We start from the raw sequence: 26,448 nt of genomic DNA on the forward strand, positions 1-26,448 counted from the left end.
TCCGTAAGCTTCCGATCAAAATCGACCTACACCGTAGGAAAATTCCTCTATATCAGGGAAAGAATGAAACATGCCTACCAACCTTGTCCAGTGCTTCCAGCGCTGAGCCGACCGCGAGCAGGCGCAGCAGTGTCTGGTCAGGCTATCTGTGTCGCAAACACCTCGCGAAACCGCTGCATTTGCTGCTTATTACCTACCGTCACCCGCACCCACTGCGGCCAATCCTTCCAGACGCGCCCTACCAGCACATTCTGTGCAGCCAGGCGGGCAACCACCTGCTCTGCCGGCTGCTTCACGTCGATCATGAAGCAATTGCTCTGGGAAGCCGTGCAGCTATAGCCCCGGCCCTTCAGCCAAGCGATGGTCTCCTCACGCACATCGGCATTGAGCGCCTTGCGCTGGCCCAGTAGCTTGACGTCTTCCAGGCTGGCATGGGCACCCAGCAGGCTGGCACCGGCCGGGACATTGTCGCCGCCAAACACCGCGAGGCGCTCCAGCAGCGAGGGATGGCCGATCGCCAAACCGAGGCGCGCACCGGCCATGCCGTAAATTTTCGAGAAGGTGCGCAGTACCAGCAGATCGTCATGGTCCTTGATCCAACTCACGCAACTGGGGGCGTCGCAGAAGTCGATATAGGCTTCGTCCACCACCAGCACGCTGCCTTTGGGTTTGTTCTCCAGCGCCTGGCGGATAGCCTCGGTCGGCGTCAGGGTGCCGGTCGGGTTATTGGGGTTGCACAGGTACAGCATGCCGGCCTGGGGATCAGCCGCGAGCATCGCCGGTACATCATGGGCATGCTGGGCATCGAGGCTGACTTCGTGTACCGGCGCCTTGTTTGATTCGGCCGCCTGGCGCGGAACTTCATAGGACGGCGCGGCCATCACCAGGCCACGGGTTGGGTGGGTGAATGCCAATACGGCATAGCGCAACGCGGCCATGGAGCCGGCAAACACCGCCACGTTGTCTTCGCTGATGCCTTGCTGTTGGGCAAACAGCGCAGCCAGCGCGTACATGTGCGGGTAGGGATAACGCCCGGCTGCCGCAATACCACGCTGCATCGCCTCAAGCGCCGCTTTCGACGGCCCATAAGGGCTTTCGTTGTAGTTGAGCAATACATCGTCAGAGGCCGCCGGCGCAGGGCTTGCGACTGCCCAATCGAGATGCCCGAGCACAGGCAAGGCCGCGCCCAGGGCGAGAAGGGATCGACGACTGACGCTGACCATGGTGACTACTCCTTGTAGGCGGACGGGGGATTCGTACGGGTCATACAAAGAGTATGACGAGGAAAATGTCGCCCGATTTAGCACCACCGGATTAGCCGCCGTTACCGCAGCAACGGATATGTACTCGCTCTGATTCAGCATCCTGGTCGGCTGTCAGGCCGCCATCGGGAGCAAGCCCCCTCCCACATTTGGAACGCGGGGTGTCAGTTAGCGAGGCTTCGACTCCTGAGCCGCCACAGGTTCAGGGCCCTACCGCGAAACTTATGTGGGAGGGGCGGTGCGACGATTCGACTTGCTCCCGATGGCGGTGTGTCAGTTACACAGGCATTCACTGACACTGCCTCATCGGGGCTTGCCCCCTCCCACACTTTGATCGTCCTCTATCAGGTAGACCTCACCTGGCCCTGGATCGAATTACTTCAACTGTAACTTGTGCTTCAGGCTCTGCATCACATCCGCCTTGTTTTGCAGATATTCATTCAGGCCCCGGGCGCGCAGGTTGCACGCATCACACTCGCCACAGCCGGTGCCAATGACGCCGTTGTAGCAGGTCAGTGTCTGCTCGCGCACCAGCTCCAGTTGCCCGTGGTAATCGGCCAGGGCCCAGGTCTCGGCCTTGTTCAGCCACATCAACGGGGTGTCGAGACGCACGTCGTATTCCATGCCCAGCTTGAGGGCCTGGTTCAGTGCCTTGACGAACTCGTCACGGCAATCCGGATATCCCGAGAAGTCGGTTTCGCACACGCCGGTGATGACGGTCTCAGCCTTCACTTGATAGGCGTAGATCGCGGCCAGGGTCAGGAACAGGATATTGCGGCCCGGCACGAAGGTGCTCGGCAGGCTTTCGCCTGAGCTGTTCACGGTCGGCACCGGAATGTTGTCACGGGTGAGGCTGCTGATCGCCAGTTCATTGAGCAGCGACACGTCCATCACTTTGTGCACGGTGGCGCCCAATTGCTTGGCCAACTTCTGGGCCACTTCGATTTCCGCCACATGGCGCTGACCATAATCGAAGGTGATGCAGTGCACTTCGTCATACAGCTTCAGCGCCTGGATCAGGCAGGTGGTCGAATCCTGCCCGCCACTGAACACCATCACGGCTTTTTTACTCATTGCTTTGCTTCCTGCCTTCGAAGAATGGGGAATAGTTTAAAGGCCACTCAATAAAAAACCCCGCGCTCTTTCGAAGGCGGGGTTTTTCACTGCCAGACCACTCAGTGCGCGTAAGTCAGCAACAGCTCTTTCGGTACTTGGAAATCCAGGGACATCATCACGCTGAGCGCGGTGATGGTGAAGATCGAGAACACGAACAGCTTGCGCGCCCAGACGGTGTCATCCACCGCCTTGTAGCCGGTCCAGGCCATGTACAACCAGTACATGCCCATGGCCGCGGCGACGGCGAGGTAGCTCATGCCGGCGTAGCCACTGAAGGTCAACATCAAGGTCGCCACGAGGAAGGCCAGGATGTAGAGCAGGATGTGTTTCTTGGCCACCTGGATGCCACGCTTGACCGGCAAAACCGGAATCGACGCAGCCAGGTAGTCATTGAAGCGGAAAATCGCGATGGCGTAGGAATGCGGCATCTGCCACAGGCTGAACATCACCAGCAGCACCAGCGCGGCCATGTCGAAGCTATTGGTTACAGCCACATAACCAATCACCGGCGGCATCGCCCCCGACAGACTGCCCACCAGCGTGCCGTGTACCGACTTGCGCTTGAGGTAGAGGCTGTAGAGGCCGACGTAGATGACAAAACCGATCACGGCAAACAGCGCCGCCAGCGGGTTGGCCACCTTGTACAACAACACCACGCCCGCAACACCCAGGACGGTCGCGAAAATCAGTGCCAGCTTCAGGGAGATAAGGCCCTGGACCAGCACGCGATTCTTGGTGCGCTCCATCTTGACGTCGATGTCACGGTCGATGCAGTTGTTGAACACGCATCCGGAAGCTACCACCAGGGACGTGCCGATCATTGCAGCCAGGAAGATGGCCAGATCGACATGTCCCTTGGAGGCCAGGAAGAAACCGCCCGCCACAGAAAGCACGTTACCGAAAATGATCCCCGGTTTGGTGATTTGGATAAAGTGCTTAAGCGACATCGGGTTTTACCTCACTTCGCCATCATGTAGGTGTGGATGCTGAACATGATCCACAGCGACAGACCAACCAACAGAACGATCACCAGGCCTGCGAACACGAACGCAATCACGTTCTCGCGCTGCTCTTTGGAACGGTCCAGGTGCAGGAAGTACACCAGGTGAACCAGGACCTGAATCACCGCGAACGCCAACACGATCATCAAGGTGATCGACTTCGGCAGGGTTGGGTACATCACCAGGCCGAACGGGATCAGGGTCAGGATGACCGACAGGATAAAGCCGATGGCGTAAGACTTTACGCTGCCGTGGCTTGAATCGTGGCTGTCATGGGAGTGTGCATTAGCCATTACAGAGTCCCCATCAAGTAAACGACGGTGAATACGCAGATCCAGACCACGTCCAGGAAGTGCCAGAACAGGCTCAGGCAGCTCAGGCGGGTCTTGTTGGTGTTGGTCAGGCCGTGTTTATTGACCTGATACATCATCACCGCCATCCACAGCAGGCCGGCGGATACGTGCAGACCGTGGGTACCGACCAGCGTGAAGAACGCCGACAGGAAACCGGAACGGTGCGGGCCGTAGCCTTCGGAGATCAGCAGGTGGAACTCGTTGATCTCCATGCCAATGAAGCCCAGGCCGAACAGGAAGGTCAGTGCCAACCAGCTCAGCACGCCTTTCTTGTTGCCCTTGTAGAAGGCCAACATGGCGAAGCCGTAGGTGATCGAACTGAACAACAGCAAGGCGGTTTCGCCGAGCACGTAAGGCAGTTCGAAGATGTCGTGGCCCGACGGGCCACCCGCTACGTTGTTTACCAGTACCGCGTACACCGCGAAGATCGATGCAAACAAGATGCAGTCGGTCATCAGGTAGAGCCAGAAACCGAAGACGGTTATTGGCCCCGAATCGTGGTGATGGTCATCGTGCCCATGGTCATCGACATGGGCGTGTCCAGCATTGGTCACTAAGTTCGACATGGTTTAAGCCTGTTCCAACGAGGTTTCTACACGGTTGGCCGGGATCTTCTTCTCGGCTACCAGGCGAGCGTGCTGCTCGGCTTCGATGCGTTCGATCGTTTCGACCGGCACCATGTAGCCTTGATCATCACGGGCAGCGTGAATGATGAAGTAACCGATAGTGCCCACCAGGCTCGCGATTGCCAGCCACCAGATGTGCCAGATCATCGCGAAACCGAACACGGTCAACAGCGCACCCATCACCACGCCAGTGGCGGTGTTGTTTGGCATGTGGATCGGTTCGTAGTGCTTGGGTTGCTGGTACGCAGTACCGTCTTCCTTGGCTTCGGTGAACGCATCGATGGTGTTCGCGGTAGGAATCACGGCGAAGTTGTAGAACGGCGGTGGCGACGAGGTCGACCATTCCAGGGTGTGGCCATTCCACGGGTCGCCCGATTCGCACAGGTTCTGCTTGCGATCACGCACGCTGACATACAGCTGGATCAGCTGGCAGGCGATGCCCACAGCGATCATCACCGCACCGAACATGGCGACGTACAGGTACGGCACCCACTCAGGGTTGGTGGTAGCGTTCAGACGACGGGTCATGCCCATGAAGCCCAGTGCATAGAGCGGCATGAACGCGACGAAGAAGCCCGAGATCCAGAACCAGAATGCAGCCTTGCCCCAACCTTCGTGCAGCTTGAAGCCGAACGCTTTCGGGAAGTAGAAGCTGAAACCAGCGATGTAGCCGAATACCGCACCACCGATGATCACGTTGTGGAAGTGAGCGATCACGAACAGGCTGTTGTGCAGCACGAAGTCAGCACCCGGGATGGCCAGGAGTACGCCGGTCATGCCGCCGATGGCGAAGGTGACCATGAAGCCCAGGGTCCACAGGACCTGGCTGGTCATGCGCAGACGACCGTGGTAGATGGTGAACAGCCAGTTGAATAGCTTCACCCCCGTCGGGATGGAAATCAGCATCGTCGCCAGGCCGAAGAAGGCGTTGACGCTGGCCCCCGAACCCATGGTGAAGAAGTGGTGCAGCCACACCATGAAGCCCAGTACCGAAATCGCGCCCGATGCATAAACCATCGAGTGGTGACCGAACAGGCGCTTGCCGGTAAAGGTCGAGATCACTTCGGAGAAGATACCGAACGCTGGCAGGATCAGGATGTACACCTCAGGGTGCCCCCATGCCCAGAACAGGTTCACGTACATCATTGGATTGCCACCAAGTTCATTGGTGAAAATGTGGAAATCCAGGTAACGGTCAAGCGACAGCAGCGCCATGGTAGCGGCCAGGATCGGGAACGAAGCCACGATCAGCACGTTTGCCCAGGTGCAGGTCCAGGTGAAGATCGGCATGTCCATAAGTTTCATGCCAGGGGCGCGCATTTTCAGCACGGTGGCCAGGAAGTTGACCCCCGTCAATGTCGTCCCGAGTCCTGATAACTGTAGCGCCCAGATGTAGTAGTCCACACCCACGCCCGGACTGTATTGCAGGCCCGACAATGGCGGATACGCAACCCAACCGGTCTTGGCGAATTCGCCGACGCCCAGGGACACGTTGATCAGCACAACGCCGGATACCAGCAGCCAGAAGCTCAGGGAGTTCAGGAACGGGTAGGCAACGTCACGCGCACCGATCTGCAGCGGCAAGGCCAGGTTCATCAAGCCGGTGAAGAATGGCATCGCCATGAAGATGATCATGATCACACCGTGGGCGGTGAAGATCTGGTCATAGTGTTCAGGTGGCAGGTAGCCAGGCGAACCCTCGGTGGCCATGGCCAACTGGGTACGCATCATGATGGCGTCGGCAAAACCACGCAGCAGCATGACCATGGCAACGATGACGTACATGACGCCGATTTTCTTGTGGTCAACCGAGGTCAGCCACTCGGTCCACAGGTAGGTCCACTTCTTGAAGTACGTGATACCTGCAAACAGTGCCAGACCACCCAGCGCGATCATGGCGATGGTAATCATCACAATCGGCTCGTGGAAAGGGACCGCGTCCCAACTTAATTTACCAAACATCGTTTACTCCTCTGCCCCAGCAGTTGAATGCGCGCCTGTGTCAGAACCTTCAACCACGGCCACTTCTTTCTTCTCGTGCTTGACCGGCTTGCCTGGCTTCATACCTTCGTACTTGTCGACGATTTTCTGAAACAGGTTCGGCTCAAACGCGGAGTACAGGGCGACAGGGTTGTTCTGGCTTGGTTTGGTCAGGGCGTCGTATTCAGCTTGATCAAGCTGTTTAGGTGCGGCCTTGACTTCGGCTACCCAGGCGTCAAATTCTTCCTGGCTCGTCGAGATCGCTTTGAATTTCATGCCGGTGAAGCCAGCGCCGCTGTAGTTGGCAGAGATGCCTTCCATTTCAGCTTTCTGGTTGGCGATCAGGTGCAGCTTGGTCTGCATGCCTGCCATCGCGTAGATCTGGCCGCCCAGGGCTGGGATGAAGAACGAGTTCATCACGGCGTCGGAGGTGATCTTGAAGTTAAGCGGAGTGTGCTCCGGGAACCGGATCTGGTTCACAGTGGCGATACCCAGGTCCGGGTAGATGAACAGCCACTTCCAGTCCAGCGCGACCACTTCGATGTTGATCGGCTTGACGTCGGATTCCAGCGGACGGTACGGGTCCAGTGCATGGGTGGACTTGTAGGTCACATAACCCAGGGCAATGATGATGAGGATCGGGACCAGCCACACCGCGATTTCGATCTTGGTGGAGTGCGACCACTTCGGCGCGTAGGTAGCGCTGGTGTTGGACGCGCGGTATTTCCAGGCGAAGGCGAAGGTCATGATGATCACAGGGATCACGACCAGCAGCATCAGCAGGGTGGCGGTGATGATCAGGTTTCGTTCATCCAGACCGACCTGTCCTTTTGGGTCGAGCAAGGTCCACTTGCAGCCTCCCAGCATTAACATCATGCCAAGCAGCGGCAAAAAGCCTAGTAATCGGGGGTACCTGTTTTTACTCATCTCACGACCTCTAAAGCAGCTTGCGCAATGCAGTTGGGTTTTGATCGCCAACACTTCACCCTGCCAAGGGTTGGCATTTCTCTTCGATTGAATAAGAGCCTGCCCGTTACGTCATAGCTGTACGTCGCACGGACCTGCGGTGAGTTCTTATTCGATTTCGTGGCTAAAGGCCTTGTTACAGACCAATTCCATTTGGTGCGGAAAGTTGAAAGGCTGCCGGAACCTGGGATCGCACAGAGCCTTCCATCTGCTCCTCGACCGCTCCAATGCTCAAATATTGAACAGCACCGGACATTCAGTGCGGGCGATTGTAGTTAGCTAGCGATGTATAAACCATGTCTGATAAAGAAATAATTTTTATCGATTACAGCAATAATACTTCACCATTCCTGCAAGGGTTCGCGATGTTATCGCGTTCAATTCTCAACAAAAACCACAAAAATTGCGCTGTTATTGGGCAGATTGCCACTCCCCTTACGCTGTGTAAGGGCATGGCAAACGTGGCAAAGTCCCCATAAAACAAGGCATTTGCAGAGCGCTCATCGGCTCAAACCTCACACGCCCGGCGGTGTCTTTCAAACCACGAATTGACAGCACGTTTTGTGCCCCGGATGCAAATTCAGCGGCCGGTTCGGCCATTCAGAAATGCCCTGCGACAGCCTCCGTGTGACAACATGTCGCACGCTGCGCGCACTATTCGTTGCCGCTCGTCACGGCTCTTTCACAAATCCCTACACACAAAAACGCCCCGGCCTTCACTCAAGAAGACCGGGGCGTTTTAGTGAACGGGTTCAGGCTTTAGGGTGACGATTACGATAGATGCACAGGGGCACCAGGATTGCCGTCAGCACGAACGCGACCAACGCCCATTGCGCCAGGGACAGGCCGAGGATCGGCGGATAGGGCGTGCTGCAGAAACCATCGACCTGAAAGCCCAGGGGAAACACTTTGGCCAGGGGCAGGTCATCGACGATCGGCTGCAGCACATCGATGCCGCAGCTGACCTGAGGGAAGAACTGGGTGTACACATGATGACCGGCGGCGGCCACACCGCCCAGGGCGCTGAGGACCACCAACCCTTCAAAGAACGTGACCGCCCCCTTGCTGCGCATGGCAGCGCCGAGGAAGGCGAAGATCGCGATCAACAGCAAGGCATAGCGTTGCAGGATGCACAGCGGGCACGGCGCTTCGCCCAGCACCACTTGCATGTACAGCGCTCCGCCGATCAGCGCCAGGCAGATGATGCCCAGCAACACCAGAAAGCGCCGCTCCCTGCCCAAACGCAATTCGTCACTCATCTCTGGTTTCCTTTGTCTGTTTGCCCAATGGCAACAAGTTTACACACAGGCACCCGTTAAAACAGAGAGGGGTTAACAACGGATTAATCAGGAAAAATGAAGAGCTAAATGTGGGAGGGGGCTTGCTCCCGATAGCGGTGGATCAGTCAGCTTATCTGTCACTGACATACCGCTATCGGGAGCAAGCCCCCTCCCACATTGGTTCACTGTTGCTGTGAAGAACTTACTCCAGCGACGCAGCCGGGCCGAAGAATTCGTAGCGGCTTTGTTTCTCGGGCACACCCAGGGCCTTGAGGTGGCGCTTGATCGCCGCCATGAAGCCTTTAGGCCCCAGGAAGTACGCATCGATGTCGCGCCCCTCGGGCAGCCACGCCGCCAGTTGTTCCTGATTCAACAGGCCGACCTTGTCCGCCGCCGGGCTTACGCCGTCATCCTCGGCATAGCAGTAGAAGCGCTTGAGCTGCGGGTGCCTGGCGGCCAGCGCGTCTACCCAGTCACGGAACGCATGCACCCCGCCGTTACGCGCGCAGTGGATGAAATGCACGGGGCGCTCGGTGGCCAGGGCCGCTTCGAGCATCGGCAGGGTTGGGGTAATGCCCACCCCGCCGCTGATCAGCACCAGCGGCTTGTCGCTGGCGGCCAGGGTGAACTCGCCCGAGGGCGGGAACAGGTCAATACTCGCGCCGACGTGCAACTGGTCATGCAGGTAGTTGGACACTCGCCCACCGGCTTCGCGCTTGACGCTGATGCGGTACAGGCCGTCATTGCTCAGGGCCGACAGGGAATAGTTGCGCCGTACTTCCTCGCCGTCGAGCACCAGCTTCATGCCGATGTATTGGCCGGGAGCAGCGCTGAGGATCGGGCCGTTGTCCACCGGGGCGAAGTAGAACGAGGTGATCTCGTCGCTCTCCTCCACGCGCTTGACCAACCGGAACGGCCGCGCACCGCGCCAGCCACCGGGCGCCTGGGCTTTCTCGTCGTAGATAGCCGCTTCGGCACCGATCAGGATATCCGCCAACTGCCCATACGCCGCGCCCCAGGCGCTCATCACCTCAGGGGTGGCAATCTCGCTGCCGAGCACTTCGGAGATCGCCCGCAGCAGGCAGGCCCCCACGATCGGGTAGTGTTCCGGCAGGATCTGCAAGGCCACGTGCTTGTTGATGATCTTGACCACCAGGTCGCCCAACTGGTCCAACTGGTCGATATGCCGCGCGTACATCAGCACGCCATTGGCCAAGGCGCGCGGCTGGTCGCCGCTGGCCTGGTGGGCCTGGTTGAACAGCGGGCGAACTTCGGGGTATTCGGACAGCATCATGCGGTAGAAATGGGTGATCAACGCTTCGCCACCGCTTTCCAGCAGCGGCACAGTGGATTTGACGATGGCACGGTCTTGGGCGCTCAGCATGGGAGACTCCTGGGTCTTTTCATTCGTTGCCCTCAGGTACTCAGTAATCGTGCCAACTAATAAATCCAGTTTTTTCAGCAACTTAAATACCGCGTAGTCAGAATGACCTCCTACAGTTTATAGTCATAAGGACTACAAGGAGTCATTATGACTGCACAATCGCTGCTCACCACCCTGCTGCCCCTCGTGGCCGACCTGTCACGGGACTTGCCCGAAGGCGAGCGCTATCGACGCCTGCTGCATGCCATGCGCGCCCTGTTGCCGTGTGATGCCGCCGCCTTGCTGCGTCTGGAGGGCGAATGGCTGGTGCCGTTGGCCGTGGATGGCTTGAGCGCCGATACCTTGGGCCGACGCTTCAAGATCAGCGAACACCCGCGTTTTGCGCTGCTGCTGAGCAGCCCCGGCCCTACCCGCTTTGACAGCGACAGCGAATTGCCCGACCCCTACGACGGCCTGGTGGAGGGCCTGCACGGGCAGCTGGAAGTGCACGACTGCATGGGCTGCCCGTTATTTATCGACGACCAGCCGTGGGGCCTGCTGACCCTGGACGCCCTCGACACCGAGCGCTTCGAACGGGTCGAACTCGACGCCCTGCAAGCCTTCGCCAGCCTCGCCGCTGCCACGGTCAACGTCGCCGAGCGCATTGAGCGCCTGGCATTGCGCGCCGAAGACGAACACCAGCGCGCCGAGATCTACCGCCAGGCCAGCGGCCAGCAGCACAAGGAAATGATCGGCCAGAGCAAGGCGCACAAGCGCCTGGTCGAAGAGGTCAACCTGGTGGGCGGCAGTGACCTGACCGTGCTGATAACCGGTGAAACCGGGGTCGGCAAGGAGTTGGTCGCCCAGGCGATCCACGCCGCGTCGTCGCGTGCCGACAAACCGCTGATCAGCCTCAACTGCGCCGCGCTGCCCGAAACCCTGGTGGAAAGCGAGCTGTTCGGCCATGTGCGCGGCGCCTTCACCGGCGCACTGAATGACCGGCGGGGCAAATTCGAACTGGCCAATGGCGGCACGCTGTTTCTGGATGAAGTGGGCGAGCTGTCGCTGAGCGTGCAGGCCAAGCTGCTGCGGGTGCTGCAAAGCGGCCAGTTGCAGCGCCTGGGGTCGGACAAAGAGCATCAGGTGGATGTGCGCCTGATTGCCGCCACCAACCGCGACCTGGCCGAAGAAGTGCGCCATGGCCGCTACCGCGCCGACTTTTACCACCGCTTGAGCGTCTACCCGCTGCAAGTGCCTGCGCTGCGTGAACGCGGGCGCGATGTGTTGCTGCTGGCCGGTTTTTTTCTGGAACACAACCGCTCACGCATGGGCCTGGGCAGCCTGCGCCTGACCAGTGATGCCCAGGCGGCGCTGCTGGCCTACGACTGGCCGGGCAATGTGCGCGAGCTGGAACATTTGATCGGACGCAGTGCGCTCAAAGCCCTGGGGCATTGCCGCGAACGTCCGAAGATTCTCAGCCTGAGCGCGGCGGATCTGGACCTGCCTGATGTCAGCGCAGCCGCCATCGAAGCACCGGCCGCTGTCGCCCGCGACGTCACCGGCGACCTGCGCCAGGCCACCGAGCATTATCAGCGCCAGATCATCAACGCCTGCCTGGAACGCCATCAACACAACTGGGCCGGCGCCGCCCGAGAACTGGGCCTGGACCGCGCCAACCTTGGCCGCATGGCCAAGCGCCTTGGCATAAAATAGCGAGTTCAACTCGTTCAAATGTGGGAGGGGGCTTGCTCCCGATAGCAGTAGATCAGTCACCTTATGTGCAACTGATATACCGCTATCGGGAGCAAGCCCCCTCCCACACTAGACAGGCTTTGCATCGAAAATTGGGTTGGCAGGCCGAGGCTTGCGAAACACCAACACATTACCCAACATCACCAGCACCAACCCCGCCAGGGCCGGTGCCGTCCATTGATAACCCTCGGCAAAGGCCGATACGTTCAGCGCGACTACCGGAAACAACACAGTGCAATACGCCGCCCGCTCCGGCCCCATGCGGCCGACCAGTGTCAGGTAGGCGGTAAAGCCAATCACCGAGCCTGGAATCACCAGGTACCACAAGGCGCCGATGTAGCGCGTGCTCCAGTCCACCTCGAACGGAATACCGCGCACTGCGCAATACGCCGCCAGCATCGCCGCACCATAGGCCATGCCCCAGGCGTTGGTGGTCAAGGGCCGCAGCCCGGCTTTCTGTTGCAGGCTTGAGAGCATATTGCCCGCCGAAAAACACAGCGTGCCCAGCAAGGCCAGGCCCAGGCCGAGCAAGGTCTGTGGGCTGGCGGCGTGCCCTGCCAATTCGGGCCAGAACAAACAGCCCAGGCCGAGCAAGCCAAGGCCGCCGCCCATCAATACATTGCGCGCGACCCGCTGGCCGAAAAACACCCGGGCATTGAGCGCGTTCCACAAGGTCGCCGTGGAAAACACCACCGCCACCAGGCCGCTGGGAATCCATTGGCTGGCGGTCAGAAAACACATGAAGTTGACGCAGAACAGGCACAGGCCCTGGGCCAGGCAAATCAGGTGCCCGCGCCGGTTCATCACCTGCAGCCGGCGGCTGAGCAGCAACAGCACGAACAGCACCAGGGCCGCCAAGGCGAAGCGGTAAACGATCGACACGGGAATCGCCACCACGCCCAACTGCCATTTGAGCGCGATCCAGGTCGTGCCCCAGATCAGCACAGTGAGTACATACAGGAAAAGGTTCATAGCGGGCTCCGGTGAGTGAGCCACAGTGTCGCGTTTTCCCTGTGCGACGCTCTTGCACATTCTTGCGCTTTTGTCGGGGGCGGGGCTCACAGCGCCATGACGGCGGAGTAGGATGCAAAACGTCGGAGAACACACCATGCCAGAGCTGCAATCGCTGCACGTCTTTCAAGCCCTTAACCGCTCGCCCAACGCACGCCTGGAAGCCTGCGCCGAGCTCGGTGACGGTTTGTCTGCGGCGTTGTGGAGCAACCACCACGATGCCCAGGATTACCAGGCGCCCAGCCATCACACCTTGTCGTGCTACATCGGCGGCGGCACCGGCACTTTTCGCCGTGACCAACCGGGCACCAAGGGCGGCCCCGACAAACTGTGCATCCTGCCGGCCGAGCACCAATCGGCCTGGGTGATCAATGGCCAGATTCGCCTGGCCCATGTCTATTTCAGCCCCGAACAATTCGCCCTCGGCTGCGTCACCCTGCTCGACCGCGAGCCCCGTGAGCTGCAGCTGCGCGAAAGCACCTTCCTCGAGGACGCCAGCCTGGCCGCACGCTTTCACCAGTTGATCGCCCTCAACTGGCAGGAGCCCGGTGAGCGCCTGCTGACCAGCAGCCTGGCCCATGAAATGCTCAGTCATACCCTGCTCAGCCAGGTCGGCGCCCGCGAAGGCCTGCGCGTCAAAGGTGGGCTGGCCGCGCACCAGCGACGGCGTTTGGTGGAGTACATCGACCATCACCTGCAGGACGCCATCAGCCTTGGCCAACTGGCCGGCCTGTGCGCGCTGTCGGAATACCATTTCGCGCGCATGTTCAGGCAAAGCTTCGGTCTGCCGCCCCATCAATACCTGCTGGCGCGCCGGCTGGCCCGTGCCAGGGCGCTGTTGCGCAACAGCGCCCTGGCCGTGGGTGAGATTGCCTGGCGGTGCGGGTTTTCCAGCGCCAGTCATTTCAACCAGCGCTTCCGCCAAGCCATGGGGGCGGCGCCTGGGGACTATCGCCAGGCCTTTCGCACTTAGCCCATCAAGCCCAGCGTCTTGGCCTTGGCCACTGCCTGGGTGCGCCGCTCTACCCCGAGTTTGCTGTGGATACGCCGCGCATGGGTCTTGACCGTGTGCAGGGAGATATACAGGCGCTCGGCAATTTCCAGATTGGAGTTGCCCAGGGCGATCAACTGCAGCACTTCCAGTTCGCGCAGGCTCAGCGGGTTTTGCGTGGCGCCGACTGGCGCGGCCTGCGGTTCCAGCCCCAACTCACTGAGCAACCCCGGCGCACGCAAACGCAACTCGCGCACCGCCTGCTGCACCTGGCAACGCGCCGCCAGTTCCAGGCCGGCTTGCAGGGCCACACGCGCCCGCGCCGGCTCGCCCAGCCGCCAGGCCACCTCCCCCAGCACCAGCTGCAGTTCGGTTTCCAAGCAAAGCATCCCGCGTTGGCGAGTGCTGTCGAGCAAGGCACCAAGCCGCTCGAGCGGGTGTTCGGCGCAGCCCAGCCTGACCTCGGCCAGCACCAACAGGTACTCAAGACGCGGGACCAATTCCAGCGTGGCCGGCGGCGCCTGCTTGGCGCAGGGCCCATGGAAGTGACGCAACACGCGGCGCATCGCTTGCACCGTCAACTCCGCGCGCCCTTGCTGCAACCAGAAATGCGCGCTGACCAACAACAGGACCGCGCGGTACACCAGGTCGGGGACGTGACGCTGCTGCATCAGCCGCTCGGCATCGCGCAACTGGATAAACGCCTGGGCGTAATCACCGCGATTCGCCGCCAGCAGCGCCAGCCCGAGAAACCCGTAGAGCACCCGCTTGTCCTGGCTGTGCAGGCAGATGTTCAAACCGGCCTCGAAACACTCGCTTGCCAACGCGTCCTGACCTTGACGCAAGGCGAGATGCCCGCGTCGCAGGGCGATACGCCCCATCAGCGGCCCAGCCTGCAAGCGCTGCTCGACCAGCATCGCCTGCAGGCTTTCCAACAGGCTCTGCGCCCGGTAAGGCGCGCCGCGTTGTTCCAGCAATTGGGCGTGATCCAACTCAAGCAAGGCCTCCAGCACCAGCGAACCGTGGGCGCGGGCCAGGCACAGCGCTTCGCGATTCAGCGCTTGGGCCACGTCCAGCTCACCGCGCAGCATGGCTTGCTGGGTCAGGCCCGACAGGCACATCAAGCGCGATGTCCAGGCACTCTCGGGCAAGGCTTGCAGGGCCTCGAGGAAATGCTCGCGGGAACCTTCGGCATCGCCGCTCAGGTGCAGTAACCAGCCGACTTGCGCCTGCCAGCGCGCCACCAGATGACGCTGCGCCGCCGCCGTCGGTCGCGGCGAGAATCGAGCCAACTGGTCGATGCACACCGCCGCCTGCTCGAACCGCCCGGCAAACAGCAATGCCGCCGTGACCAGACCCACCAGCGGTGCCGAGCCGAGCATCAGTTCATCGCCATGCTGCTCATGCAGGCGCAACAGCAGCACCGCATTTTGTCCGCGGAACAAGTCTTCGAAACTGAAGTGCTGCAACAGGCTCACTGCGCCCTCATATTCCTGCGCCAGCAGCGCCTGCTCAAAGGCCGCCTGCCAGTCCTGCTCGGCGCTGAACCACTGGCACGCGCGCCGGTGCCAGGCGCGCTTGGCCGGCCAGGGTTCTTCGCGCAGCAAACGCGCCAGGGGCGCAAAAATGTGCAGCCAATCGGTGGTGCCTTCCCAGGGTTGGATAAACGCACCGAGCGCTTGAAGCTCGCGCAGGTACTGAGCGCCGTCACCCGAGCCGAACAGGTGTTCACACAGGCCGGTATTGAAGCGCGGCAGGTTGGCCAGCACCCGCCAGGCTTCGGCCAATTCCGCTGGCAAGCTGCTGAACACTTCGTGTTGCAGATAATCGAGCAGGGTTTTATCGGGATGGCCGTCACCGAGCAGCGCAATACGCACCCCGGCGCACCATCCGGCGCTGAATTGCATGATGTTGTCGACGCTCTGCCCTGGGCCGAGCAACGCCTGGATTTCCGTCGCGCTGAACGAAAGTTCGGTACTGCCGCACTCCAGCAATTCGTCATCGAGCAACAGGCGCGGCCAATTGCACGCCGGCCGCCGCCGCGCGCCCAGCCACCAGGTCAGCGCCGGGCTGCTGGCGGTGAGCAACCGGTCCAGCAAGGCGTCCAGTGCAGGCGCGGGCAGCCGGCAAAAATCGTCGAGGAACAGCCACGCCGAGTGTTGCCAACGCCCCAGGTCCAGCAATAACGTCGCTTCATCGGTGTAAGACAGCCCAAGGCTGTGGGCCAGGCGCCGGGAGAAATCCACCGGGCATGCAACTACGCCATTGAGCGCCAACCAGTGAACCTGGCACCCAGGCGGCGCCTGCAACGCGCACTCGGCAAGCAGCGCGCTCTTGCCACTGCCGCCCGGCGCGCACAGCAGCTTCACCCGCGCCGGTGCCGCGAGCAAAGGCGCGGCCAGGCGCGGGCGCAGCAGATGGTGAGCGGACAGCCGGGGCATGAATCCAGGACGGTCCAGGCAGCGTGTCATGGCGGTCATTGCTGCATCCTGCTTTTTATTGTGATGCAACCCTAGTCCTGTGGTGGGCGGTTGTTGAAGAAGTATTCAGCGGGGTGATTGAAAGACATGCGCAAAACCCAATGTGGGAGGGGGCTTGCCCTCGAATGATCATTCCCACGCTCTGCGTGGGAATGCCTCCTGGGTCGCTCCGCGTCCCGCCAACCGTCGCGCACAGGTGACGCAGAGCGTCACGGGCTGCATTCCCACGCGGGAGCGTGGGAATGATCTTTAGCGCACGCCTTCGGACCTGAGCGCCGCGGGGGTGTAATCCGCTGCCTTGGCCGCGAAGCCGAAGACGAAGCTGCTTTTCTCTTCGTTCTTCATGCCCAGCGCGAGGTAACGCCCGGCGATCAGGTCGTACAGGGTTTCCACGGTGTAGGCCGGTACCTGGTGGTCGTAATAGAACTGCGCATGGCCTTCGGCGACGCGCCACAGTTGGCCGCGACCGTCGTAGTGGTCCACCAGGGCGACCTGCCAGCTGTCTTCGTCAATGTACATGTGGCGCTTGGCGTAGATGTGGCGCTCGCTCGGCTTGACGGTGCCGACCACTTCCCAGACGCGATGCAGCTCATAGCGGGTCAGGTCCTGGTTGATATGCCCGGCCTTGATGATGTCTTCGTATTTGAGGGTCGGCGAATCGAGCTTGTAGCTGTTGTAAGGGATGTACAGTTCCTTCTTGCCCACCAGTTTCCAGTCATAGCGGTCGGGCGCGCCGGAGAACATGTCGAAGTTGTCGGTGGTGCGCAGGCCGTCGGAGGCGGTGCCCGGCCCGTCATACGAGACCTGCGGCGCCCGCCGCACACGGCGCTGGCCGGCGTTGTAGATCCAGGCCAGGCGTGGCTCCTTCACCTGGTCGAGGGTTTCGTGCACCAGCAGCACGTTGCCGGCCAGGCGCGCTGGCGCCGTGACCGATTGCTTGAAATAGCTCAGCACGTTGGCCGCCTTGGCCTGGTCGATATCGGGGATGGCCTGCGGCACCGCCACTTCCTCTTCGAAGCGGATCGGCGTGTAGCTGCCATTGGTCTGTGGCGTGGCCTGGGTGATGATGCGGCGCAGGTTGCCGCCGTGGTAACGGGTGATGTGATTCCACAACACCTCCACACCGTTTTTGGGAATCGGGAACGCGTAGTAACGGTTACCTGTGAAGTTCTCCAAGCCGTTGCCGTCGTTGATCGCCTTGACGTTCAGTGCGCTGCGCTTGATCGACTCGTAGATATCCGCCGGCAGGTTGACCGTACGGTGGCTCGGGTACACCGGGATCTTGTAGGTCTCGGGGTAGCGCTTGAACATCGCCACCTGGCCGTCGGAGAGTTTGTCCTTGTACTTGTCGACGGTGGCGGCGGTGATCACGAACAGCGGTTTTTCACTGGCAAACGGGTCGGCGAGAAAGCCCTTGCTGTCCACCGCGCCGGCGTTTTTCGGAATGCCCCCGGTCCAGGCCGGGATCGAGCCATCGGCGTTGCCGGCTTTTTCGGCGCCCACCGGGGTCAGGCTGGTGCCGAGCTTGGCGGCTTCTTCCGGCGATACCGCGGCCATCACGTGGGCGGCCAGCAGACTCAGGGCCAACGCTGCAATTGTCTTACGCATAGTTCTTGTCCTTCTTTAAGCCAAGTCAGAAGTTCACGCCGAAGCTGAGGGCGAGGAAGTCACGGTCGGTCAGGGTGTTGTAGTCGCCGCCAAAGAAGTCGGTGTAGCTGAGGCTGGCGGTGTAGGTGCTGCGGTAATCCGCATCCACACCGACGCTGATCGCCTTGGCACCTTTGTTGAACAAGCCGTTGGGGCCGTAGCCGGCCACGTCATGGGACCAGGACAGGTTGGGCTTGAGGTTCACCCCGGCAATCGCGTTGTTGTAGTCAAGGATCGCCCGCGCGCGGTAGCCCCAGGAGGTGGAGGTGACGAACCCGTCGGTGTCACCCTGGAAACCATAGGCGCCGTACACCGAGTCACGGCCGTAACGCAGCCTGGTTTTGTCTTCCAGGCCAGCGACGTGCACGACGGCCGCTTCGCCCACCAGCGTCAGGCGCTCGGCGCCCAGCACCTGGTCGAAGAACTGGGTCATGGTGCTCTGGATCTGGGTGATTTCCTTGCGACGGTAGCCTTTGTTGTCGGCCCCAAACGAACTGCGGATCGGCGACGCGGTGTTGCCGGCAATCGGGTTGACCAGCGCCAGGGTCAGGTCGGTGGTGTTGAGTTGCACGGGCGCATTTGGCCGATAGCTGATTTCGCCGGTCCACGCCGTACCGGTGGGCAAGGTGGTGGAGAAGCTGGCACCGAACAGACGGATATCTTCCGGGTAATCCAGGTAGTACTGGCCACGCCCGAGCATGGTGCTCTGGGCCAGGGCCCCACCAAAGCCCGGCGGAGCGGCGGCACCAATGGCGCCGATGGTTGCCAGGTTGGTATTGGCGGTAATCGTGCCCACGGTCGGGGTGCGGCTGTGGTAGTTCATGAAGTACAGACCGTATTCGGTGTCGTCACCCAGCCAGCGCAACGCGGCGCCGAACTGGCCGGAGTCACGCGCATCACGGTCCGCGGCGCGCTGCACCACCACACCCTCGCGGGTGACCACAAAGCCTTGGCCGCGTGCCGCTGCAATCGGTTGCAGCGGTGCAATCCCCGGGCTGCCCACCGTGTAGTTACCGGTGCAGCCATCCGCCGCTACGTCACCGCCGAAGAAGGTGCCGCAGTTGTCCAGTACGGTCTGGTCCCATTCCAGTTGGTAGAAACCTTCTACGGTGAGCTGATTGGTCAGGCTCTGGGAGGCGAACAGCATGTTCACCGGGATCAACCCTTCCTTGATCTCGGCCCCCGGACGACGGAACGCCGACACGTCGATCGGGTTGATGCTGTTGATGGAGTTACCGATGAAGGTACTTTCGCCCCAACTGACCACTTGCTTGCCGGCGCGCACGGTGCCGGGCAGGTCGCCCAGGGAATAGTTGTGGTAGACGAAGGCATCGAGAATCTGCGCACCGCTGGATTTGGCGCCCTCCTTGCGGTTGTGGTCGCTGATCTGCTTGAACTCGCGGTCCTCGTCCTTGAGCTCGAAGTCGTACCAGTACTTGCCGCGCACGAACACACCGGTGTCGCCGTATTTCAGTTCAAGATCATGCAGGCCCTTGAAGATTTTCGAGAAGGTCTCGCCCTTCTTGAAGTTCAAGCGCCCGTCATCCCCGGTAGACGCCTGGCCCGTGCCGCCGTTGACGGTGCCGACCAGGCTTTTGTCGGCGTCCCGCGTGCCCCAACTCGCACCGACCGATAGCGAGGAATCGAATTGCCCTTCGATCTCGCCGATGTTGAACGAAACAGCGTGGGCCTGGGCACAGCAACCCAGAGCAACCGCAGCGGCCAGCGCCTGTGGCGTGAAGATGGCGCGCATTGTTGTTTTTGTCATGCGTCTTCCCCGGTGAGTGACAGAAGGCCCCACCCTACTGCCGCCCAGGAGGAGCGATAAGCGCACCAAGGAGGTATTCGTGTTGTCGCCCGAAAGGATGACGGGCCGCGCGGGCCATGGGTGCGGCGCGCGTCATGGATTGGATGGATGGTGGCCTATCAGAAGCATCGATGGCATGCGCTCAATTATTGTCGTTTTGGTAACAGTCCTTGTCCTGAACTGCTATTACTCATTCTGTTACAACCGACTATGCTTATTTCGCTTTCAGGGCAAACAGCCCGCTCCGAGGCTCTGGAGAAAAGCTTGAATTCAACGGATTACCAAGACATTCAATCTGTTACCAGTGTTCACTGACGTTGATTTATCGCTCCTTGATCCAACGTCTTACTTCGGCCGCTGCCTGTGCAGCGGCCTTTTTTATGCCTGGAATAAAAACGGGGCGCCATTGACGCCCCGTGGGATTGACTATTTTTACGGCAACGATCAGAGGCTGAACTTCTGCAAGTTGGCCATCATCTCCTTCAATGCCTCGATCGTGTCTTTGGGGTGCGCCGCCCCTTCGAAGTCGCAGATCTGCTGCCAGTGCGCCGCCACGTCATCGGGCGAAAAGCCCGCTTCGGGGTCAAAGCCTACGCCCAGGCTGCGCTCCCAGCGGGTCTTGCCGATCCAGCCGCCGCCCACTTCGAACAAGCCTGAGGTTTCCTGGCAGGCTTCGCTGCCCAGGTACACCACCAACGGGCTGACCAGTTCCGGCTTGAGACGCTCGAACACTTGCGGCGGGATCAGCCCTTCGGTCATGCGCGTGGCGCCGGTGGGCGCAATCGCGTTGACCAGGATGTTGTTCTTGCGCCCTTCCAGCGCCAGGGTTCGGGTCAAGCCATACAGGCCAAGCTTGGCCATGCCGTAGTTGGACTGGCCAAAGTTGCCGTAGATGCCCGAGGTGGACGCGGTGAAGATCACCCGGCCATAGCCCTGCTCGCGCAGATGCGGCCAGGCGGCGCGGGTGACTTTGTAGGCGCCTTCGACATGCACCCGGTAAACCAGGTCCCAGTCGCTGTCGTCCATCTTGTGGAAGGTCTTGTCGCGCAGGATACCGGCGTTGTTCACCACCACATCGATACGGCCGAAGGCATCCAGTGCGTTCTGTACGATTTTATCGCCATCGGTGACGGAGTCATGGTTGGCGTGCGCAATGCCACCCGCTGCGCGGATTTCGGCCACCACCCGATCGGCCGCCGAGGCATTGGCGCCTTCGCCCTGGGTCGAGCCACCGAGGTCATTGACCAGCACCTTGGCCCCGTGCCGGGCGAACAGCAGCGCGTGGGCGCGGCCCAATCCGCCGCCGGCGCCGGTGACGATCACGACCTTATCCTGCAACTGCACTGACTGACTCATACCGAACTCCTTGGGCGACAATGGCAATGGGCAGAGTGTCCGGCACCGGGCCTTGGGTCACAATAAATACGGCCGCCGCTGAATGGTGCTCGATAAGGCAGCGGGATGATGCCGCCTGGGGGCGCAAGGCTCAGGAATAGGCCGCACGCGCTGACCGCAGGCCAATACGCTCGCGAAACGCCTGGTAATGCCTGAGCACCTGGACCGGCGCCTCGAGTTGTGGGTAATGGCCGATATCGGCCAGCAAGATCGCATCGGCATTCGGCACTAGCTGTTGATAGCGCTCCACCATATGCGCGCCGGAAATGGGGTCGACCTCACCGTCGATGACCCGCAACGGCACGTCCCCGCGCTGCATTGCCGCCACCCAGCGGTCACGCAGGCGACGGCGCTGGGGAATGTAGTTGATCAGCTTGTGCAGGATGCGCGGGCCGTCGTTGTGTTCAATCAAACTCCAGAAATCATCCAGGGCGCTTTCGCTCGGTAGCGTCCGGGGACCAAAAATCTGGTTAAAACTGTTGGCCAAGCTACTTCGTCCAGAGGCTCGTCCGATCATCCAGCCCAGGGGGCTGAGCAATAACTTCTGCACCAAGGTTGCGCGATGGGTTTCGGGGAACAGCCCACCGTTGAGAAACGCACAACTGGCCATCTGGAACCGCCCTTCGTAATGCCGGGCCAGGAGTTCCTGGGCAACGCTGTCGCCATAGTCATGGGCCAAGATATGCACCGGCTCTGCCACCCCCAGGTGTTCAAGCAACGCCTGTTGCAGGTCGGCTTGCTCCAGCAGGCAGTACTCGTGATCAAGCGGTTTGGCAGATTCGCCGAAGCCGAGCATGTCGCAGGCGATCACCAGGTTGCGCTGGGCCAGGGGCTGCCACAGGTAATGCCAATCCCAACTGGCCGTGGGAAAGCCATGGATCAGCAGCAGCGGCTCGCCCTGCCCGGCCACCCAATAACGAATGGAGCGGCCGCGAAAGACGAAATCCTGGCCGCGTTTGCGCCAGGCGCTGAGCGGTATTTCGGCAAGTGGCATCAGCTTTTATACCCGGGGTCCTGGTTATCCAATGTGCGCAGCAGCGCCGGCCAGGCCAGCGCACCGCCCATACCTTGGGCGCTTTTTGTGACAGCCGCCACCATCGCCTTGGCACCGGCCAGAATCTGCGGCTCGATGGCAATCAACTCGGCAGCGCCGTTCTGCGCCAGTACCTGGATGTCACAGGCGCGCTGGAACGTGAACATCATCAGAAAGGTGTCGGCGATGGTCGCGCCGCACGTCAGCAGGCCATGGTTGTGCAGCATCAGGAAGTTGTGTTCGCCCAGGTCCGCCTGCAAGCGCGCCTTTTCATCGTGATTCAGTGCGACGCCTTCATAGGCGTGATAGCCCAGGCTCGACAGCACAAACAGCGATTGCTGGCTGATCGGCAACACGCCCTGCTTTTGCGCAGACACGGCGACGCCGGCGGCAGTATGGGTGTGCAGCACGCAGGTCACGTCGTGGCGCACTTCGTGGATGGCGCTGTGGATGGTGTAGCCCGCAGGGTTGATCTCGTAAGGGCTGTCCATGCGCTTGTTGCCGGCCTGGTCCACCTTGACCAGGCTTGAGGCGGTGATTTCGTGGAACATCAGCCCATAGGGGTTGATCAGGAAATCATCGGTGCCCGGCACCTTGGCGGAAATATGCGTGAAGATCAGATCATCCCAACCGTGCATCGCCACCAGGCGATAGCAGGCCGCCAGGTCGACACGGGCTTGCCATTCGGCCGCGCTGACCTGATCTTTGACATTCTGTGACGATAAAACGGGGGCTAGGCTCACAATAATGACCTCCTTGGCGCATTTATTATTATTTTTTAAGTGATGAGCCAGTCTAGTCAGACGCCCTGGCTTGCGGAGTTGCCTTCGCAGCCAGCTTGATGACTGAGCGAGTCAGCCTGGAGAATAGTACAAACGGTGTCAGAGAAGCGCCGTCAATAAAAACACGCGGACAGCGCCTCACGGGGTCGGTCAGCGCTGCAGTGCAGTAATCAACTCGGCCAGCCACGGCTCGGCGTCGGTCTCCGGGGTCACGCTTTCGCTGGCGTCCAGGCGCAGCATCGGCAGCACTTCGCGCAGGCCCAACTCACTGAATACTTCGCGCATTTGCTCGCCGCCGCCGCAGAAGGTATCGCCGTAGCTGGCGTCGCCCAGGCCAATGACCGCACCGGGCAGGCCGCGCCAGGCGGCGGGCAACTGGTCGCGAATGCTTGAGTACAGCGGTTGCAGATTGTCGGGCAGCTCGCCCATGCCGGTGGTCGATGTGACCGCCAGGAACGCCTCGGGCGCGAAGGCCTGCACGTCGGCCAGCGTGGCACGCGGGTTGTGCCAGGCTTCAAAACCCGCTGCTTTGAGGATTTTTTCGGCGTGGCGAGCGACTTCTTCAGCTGTGCCGTAGACCGAGCCGGAAAGGATGGCGACTTTCATCAATCTGATCCTGTAATTGAGCGAAAGCGTAGGATATTAGCAGCTGGCGCAGATTTCTCAGCGCGCGCCGTGCAACATTCAAGACGTGTCATAAACTTCAGACCTCAACAACAAGCCATGGACCGCTCAATGATCAACGCCAAGCTGATGCAAATGGTCATCAACGCCTCCAACGACGGGATTGTCGTCGCCGAACGAGAAGGCGAAGACAAGCCACTGATCTACGTCAACCCGGCCTTCGAACGCCTGACCGGCTACACTCTGGACGACATCCTTTATCAGGATTGCCGTTTCCTGCAGGCGGGCGACCGTGACCAGCCAGGCCTGATGGCGATTCGCGAGGCGCTCGACAGCGGTGGCGCGTGTCGGGAAATCCTGCGCAACTACCGTAAGGACGGCACGCATTTCTGGAACGAGTTATCACTGTCAACGGTGTACAACGCGGCCGACCAGCAGACGTATTTCGTCGGCGTGCAAAAAGACGTCACCGTCCAGGTAAAAGCGCAGCAACGCGTCGCCCAGCTGGAAGCCCAGGTAGCCGAGCTTAAAGCTGAGCTGGCGGCGCTCAAGGTGACGAGTGGAATTAACAAGCTGTAAAAATGGCGCTCTTTAGAGCGATAATGGCCTTTTAACGCCCAACTTTGAGCTATATCCATGCACCGCGATGCTCTTTTGACGCAGGACGAACTGGCGTTTATCCAGGACATGCAGCACAACCCGCAGCTCAACCTGCGGGATGCATGGTCGAGCCTGACGGTGAATGGCGGTGCGCAGATTCGCGATTTGCTCACGCGGTTGGCCGCTCACGACCAAGTCACCATCCAGGCGCAGTTCGATAACCAGCAACTGACCTTTCCCCTGCACCTGGTGGAAGATGAGTTTCATGCGGTGCATCTTCGCCTGGGCGTGCCGAGTATCTTTGAAGACGGGCCGATGATCCGCCCGTGGCGCCTGGCCCTTGAAACACCGGTGGCCCTGGAGAACATCAAGGGCTACGCCAGTGCGCTGTGGGTGCACGAAGTGTCATTCAAGGGTGTGCTGGTGGAAGGGCGTGGCCGAGCCAAACCGCCGAAAACCTTTTCTTTGTGGTTCAGTCCGTCCGGTTACGAACGCATTGCGTTGCGTGGCACGCTGGAACGGGAAACCGCACGGGGCCTGTTTGCCTACCGTCTGAATCAGAGTGACGCAGGTGAAATCGAGCGCCTGCGCCAATTCATCCTGCACCAGCATCGTCTGGTGCATCCCCATGTACATGCCTGAGATCAGGTATCCAGACCGCCACTGAGAAACTGCTGCAAACGGCGCTGCATCTGGCGCCCTTCGCTGCCGAGGCAGCCGATGGACGTGCCGGCCAGATCGGCCTGCAACAGGTCCGATGCAGCGCCTGCGAGAAACAGCGGGCAGTCCAGGGTCAATGCCAAGCGGCTCAGCCGTGCAGCCAGGTCATGCTTATGCAAGTGATTGGAGAACATGACCAGCGCCTGGGGGCGGATCTTTTCACAGACCAGGGTCAACTCATCGACCGGCTGGTCCAAGCCCAGCACCTTCACGGGCGAATCCTCCCGGCTCATCAACAGCGCCGCCACCAGTAGCTCCAATTTGCGGCACTCGCCCGGCAGGGCGCTCAGCAATACCTGGGGGGCGGGCGATGCGCTTGCCACCTGCAGGCGCAGCAACGTCTGCATGCACAGAAAAGAATCGAAAAACAGCCATTCACTGGCCTGGCCGAAACGGCCCTGGTAGCGCAGCAAGTCGCGCCACAACGGCATCAGAATGTCCTGAAACGCAATGCTCAGGGGATAGGTCGAGAACACCTGGCCGTACACGCTCTCCAACTGACGATCGTCGAACGCACTGATGGCATGCATCAGCCGGGCTCGCCACTGCGGCCATTCGCTGTCTTCGGCCGCGTCGCGCTCGGCACGAATCGCTTCGATCTGTTGATCGTCACGCGCCAGGATCTTGCCAACCTTGCTCACCGCTACGCCGCGTTCAGTCCAATCAAGAATACGCTTGACCGTCTCAATATCGGCCGTGGAGTAGAGACGGTGCCCGCTTTCGGTGCGCATGGGCTGGATCAGCCCGTAGCGCCGCTCCCACGCTCGCAGGGTGACCGGGTTTACGCCTGTCAATCTCGAGACTTCCCGAATCGGAAAAAGCTGATCTGAATCTGTCGAAATCAGACGCGAAATGCTATCAATCGGAGCGGTAATCAAGGGCATTGGTGACCAAATGTGGCAATGCTGGCTGAAGGGTATTTAACGCTTATCGACCTGTCTTTTTCAAGGCCGTACTTATCGGACCAACGTCTCTGGTGTATTTCGGCAAAAGAGGAATAATCCTTGCCTGTTTTTTAAGAGAGCGGCCTCACCCGGCCGCCTCTTTGTGCGCCACCTACCCGGTTCAGCGCACCCGTACATTTGGAGATATACCATGTCTACCTCACCCGTCACCTTGATGGTCGCGCGCCGCGTGGCCAAAGGACGCTATGAAGAGCTGATGGCCTGGCTGCGCGAAGGCGAACAACTGGCCACCGACTTCCCCGGTTACCTGGGTTCCGGCGTGCTGGCCCCGCCGCCCAATGACGATGAATTCCAGATCATCTTCCGCTTCGCCGACGAAAAAACCCTGCATGCCTGGGAGTTTTCCGCTTCGCGCAGTGCCTGGCTGAGCCGTGGCAGCGAACTGTTTGCCGACCCTTCCGAGCACCGCGTGAGCGGCATCGATGGCTGGTTCGGCGCTGTGGGAGCCCGCCCACCCCGCTGGAAACAGGCGGTGGCGATCTGGCTGGCGTTTTTCCCGGTGTCGCTGCTGTTCAATTTTGGCCTGGCACCCTTGCTCGGCGAACTGGACCTGTTCAGCCGGGTGCTGGTCAGCACCTTGGCGCTCACACCGCTGATGGTGTACTTCTTTATTCCGTTGTCGACGCACCTGCTGGCGAACTGGCTGCATCCCACGCCACCACGCAAGGCCAGCGAAGCCGCTGCCTGAGTACAG

23 protein-coding genes are annotated in these 26,448 nt (G+C 60.6%); 5 read left to right on the top strand and 18 right to left on the bottom strand.

The window, feature by feature from the left end:
- Positions 1-137: 137 nt before the first annotated feature.
- The 9 genes from C4J90_RS21780 to hmpA all read right to left on the bottom strand — a co-directional run bounded on the left by C4J90_RS21780 (position 138) and on the right by hmpA (position 9,968).
- Positions 138-1,223 (bottom strand): pyridoxal phosphate-dependent aminotransferase, encoded by a 1,086-nt coding sequence (locus tag C4J90_RS21780; RefSeq protein ID WP_124420795.1) that lies wholly within the window; start codon positions 1,221-1,223, stop codon positions 138-140.
- Between the two features lie 414 nt (positions 1,224-1,637).
- The gene (gene queC / locus C4J90_RS21785) at positions 1,638-2,336 is read right to left on the bottom strand and encodes a 7-cyano-7-deazaguanine synthase QueC (RefSeq protein WP_124405235.1); all 699 of its coding nucleotides are present in this window, start codon (positions 2,334-2,336) and stop codon (positions 1,638-1,640) included.
- A gap of 101 nt (positions 2,337-2,437) precedes the next feature.
- Positions 2,438-3,325 (bottom strand): heme o synthase, encoded by an 888-nt coding sequence (gene cyoE, locus C4J90_RS21790; protein ID WP_124420796.1) that lies wholly within the window; start codon positions 3,323-3,325, stop codon positions 2,438-2,440.
- Between the two features lie 11 nt (positions 3,326-3,336).
- Positions 3,337-3,672 (bottom strand): cytochrome o ubiquinol oxidase subunit IV, encoded by a 336-nt coding sequence (gene cyoD / locus C4J90_RS21795; RefSeq protein ID WP_003194051.1) that lies wholly within the window; start codon positions 3,670-3,672, stop codon positions 3,337-3,339.
- Positions 3,672-4,298 carry a cytochrome o ubiquinol oxidase subunit III gene (locus tag C4J90_RS21800; RefSeq protein ID WP_057723999.1) on the bottom strand — a complete coding sequence of 209 codons (627 nt, stop codon included), beginning with the start codon at positions 4,296-4,298 and terminating at the stop codon, positions 3,672-3,674. Before C4J90_RS21800 ends, cyoD begins: the two co-directional genes overlap by 1 nt.
- 3 nt (positions 4,299-4,301) lie before the next feature.
- Entirely contained in the window at positions 4,302-6,320 is a 2,019-nt protein-coding gene (cyoB, locus tag C4J90_RS21805) for a cytochrome o ubiquinol oxidase subunit I (protein WP_124364342.1), read from the bottom strand.
- Positions 6,321-6,323: 3 nt separating this feature from the next.
- Complete coding sequence (cyoA, locus tag C4J90_RS21810; RefSeq protein ID WP_124359764.1) at positions 6,324-7,265, bottom strand: ubiquinol oxidase subunit II; 942 nt, start codon at positions 7,263-7,265, stop codon at positions 6,324-6,326.
- A gap of 791 nt (positions 7,266-8,056) precedes the next feature.
- Positions 8,057-8,563, bottom strand: coding sequence for a disulfide bond formation protein B (locus C4J90_RS21820; protein WP_124364343.1), 507 nt, complete (start codon positions 8,561-8,563; stop codon positions 8,057-8,059).
- A 223-nt stretch (positions 8,564-8,786) separates the two neighbouring features.
- Complete coding sequence (gene hmpA / locus C4J90_RS21825) at positions 8,787-9,968, bottom strand: NO-inducible flavohemoprotein (RefSeq protein ID WP_124420797.1); 1,182 nt, start codon at positions 9,966-9,968, stop codon at positions 8,787-8,789.
- Between the two features lie 147 nt (positions 9,969-10,115).
- Between hmpA and norR the strand changes: the two genes are divergently transcribed.
- A complete protein-coding gene (gene norR, locus C4J90_RS21830) occupies positions 10,116-11,660 on the top strand; it encodes a nitric oxide reductase transcriptional regulator NorR (protein ID WP_124420798.1) in 1,545 nt (514 codons plus the stop codon).
- A 108-nt stretch (positions 11,661-11,768) separates the two neighbouring features.
- Here the strand turns inward: norR and C4J90_RS21835 are convergent, their stop codons facing one another.
- The gene (locus tag C4J90_RS21835) at positions 11,769-12,671 is read right to left on the bottom strand and encodes a DMT family transporter (RefSeq protein ID WP_124420799.1); all 903 of its coding nucleotides are present in this window, start codon (positions 12,669-12,671) and stop codon (positions 11,769-11,771) included.
- A gap of 136 nt (positions 12,672-12,807) precedes the next feature.
- Here C4J90_RS21835 and C4J90_RS21840 point away from each other — a divergent pair, with 136 nt between their 5' ends.
- Positions 12,808-13,683: a helix-turn-helix domain-containing protein gene (locus tag C4J90_RS21840; RefSeq protein WP_124421242.1), complete on the top strand. Its 876-nt coding sequence runs from the start codon at positions 12,808-12,810 to the stop codon at positions 13,681-13,683.
- Here C4J90_RS21840 and C4J90_RS21845 read toward each other — a convergent pair.
- The 7 genes from C4J90_RS21845 to C4J90_RS21875 all read right to left on the bottom strand — a co-directional run bounded on the left by C4J90_RS21845 (position 13,680) and on the right by C4J90_RS21875 (position 23,451).
- Positions 13,680-16,181, bottom strand: coding sequence for a LuxR C-terminal-related transcriptional regulator (locus C4J90_RS21845; RefSeq protein ID WP_124420800.1), 2,502 nt, complete (start codon positions 16,179-16,181; stop codon positions 13,680-13,682). The genes C4J90_RS21840 and C4J90_RS21845 overlap by 4 nt on opposite strands.
- Positions 16,182-16,430: 249 nt before the next feature.
- Positions 16,431-17,789, bottom strand: coding sequence for a DUF1329 domain-containing protein (locus tag C4J90_RS21850; protein WP_124420801.1), 1,359 nt, complete (start codon positions 17,787-17,789; stop codon positions 16,431-16,433).
- Between the two features lie 25 nt (positions 17,790-17,814).
- Positions 17,815-19,596 (bottom strand): DUF1302 domain-containing protein, encoded by a 1,782-nt coding sequence (locus tag C4J90_RS21855; protein ID WP_124364349.1) that lies wholly within the window; start codon positions 19,594-19,596, stop codon positions 17,815-17,817.
- A gap of 483 nt (positions 19,597-20,079) precedes the next feature.
- Positions 20,080-20,991, bottom strand: a complete 912-nt coding sequence (locus C4J90_RS21860) for an SDR family oxidoreductase (RefSeq protein WP_124371805.1) — start codon at positions 20,989-20,991, stop codon at positions 20,080-20,082.
- 130 nt (positions 20,992-21,121) lie between these two features.
- Positions 21,122-22,024 carry an alpha/beta fold hydrolase gene (locus C4J90_RS21865; RefSeq protein WP_124364351.1) on the bottom strand — a complete coding sequence of 301 codons (903 nt, stop codon included), beginning with the start codon at positions 22,022-22,024 and terminating at the stop codon, positions 21,122-21,124.
- On the bottom strand, positions 22,024-22,806 hold the full coding sequence (locus C4J90_RS21870) for a class II aldolase/adducin family protein (RefSeq protein WP_124420802.1): 783 nt from the start codon (positions 22,804-22,806) through the stop codon (positions 22,024-22,026). Before C4J90_RS21870 ends, C4J90_RS21865 begins: the two co-directional genes overlap by 1 nt.
- A 189-nt stretch (positions 22,807-22,995) precedes the next feature.
- Complete coding sequence (locus C4J90_RS21875; RefSeq protein WP_124371808.1) at positions 22,996-23,451, bottom strand: flavodoxin; 456 nt, start codon at positions 23,449-23,451, stop codon at positions 22,996-22,998.
- 129 nt (positions 23,452-23,580) lie between these two features.
- Between C4J90_RS21875 and C4J90_RS21880 the strand changes: the two genes are divergently transcribed.
- Positions 23,581-24,048 carry a PAS domain-containing protein gene (locus C4J90_RS21880; protein ID WP_124364354.1) on the top strand — a complete coding sequence of 156 codons (468 nt, stop codon included), beginning with the start codon at positions 23,581-23,583 and terminating at the stop codon, positions 24,046-24,048.
- A gap of 57 nt (positions 24,049-24,105) precedes the next feature.
- The gene (locus tag C4J90_RS21885; protein ID WP_124364355.1) at positions 24,106-24,711 is read left to right on the top strand and encodes a hypothetical protein; all 606 of its coding nucleotides are present in this window, start codon (positions 24,106-24,108) and stop codon (positions 24,709-24,711) included.
- A 2-nt stretch (positions 24,712-24,713) separates the two neighbouring features.
- Here C4J90_RS21885 and C4J90_RS21890 read toward each other — a convergent pair whose 3' ends face one another.
- Positions 24,714-25,673 carry a MerR family transcriptional regulator gene (locus tag C4J90_RS21890; protein ID WP_124364356.1) on the bottom strand — a complete coding sequence of 320 codons (960 nt, stop codon included), beginning with the start codon at positions 25,671-25,673 and terminating at the stop codon, positions 24,714-24,716.
- Between the two features lie 211 nt (positions 25,674-25,884).
- Here C4J90_RS21890 and C4J90_RS21895 point away from each other — a divergent pair, with 211 nt between their 5' ends.
- Positions 25,885-26,442: an antibiotic biosynthesis monooxygenase gene (locus C4J90_RS21895; protein ID WP_124371811.1), complete on the top strand. Its 558-nt coding sequence runs from the start codon at positions 25,885-25,887 to the stop codon at positions 26,440-26,442.
- Positions 26,443-26,448 lie beyond the last annotated feature (6 nt).

Origin of the sequence: Pseudomonas sp. R2-60-08W (assembly GCF_003852335.1) — a bacterium.
Lineage (GTDB): Bacteria > Pseudomonadota > Gammaproteobacteria > Pseudomonadales > Pseudomonadaceae > Aquipseudomonas.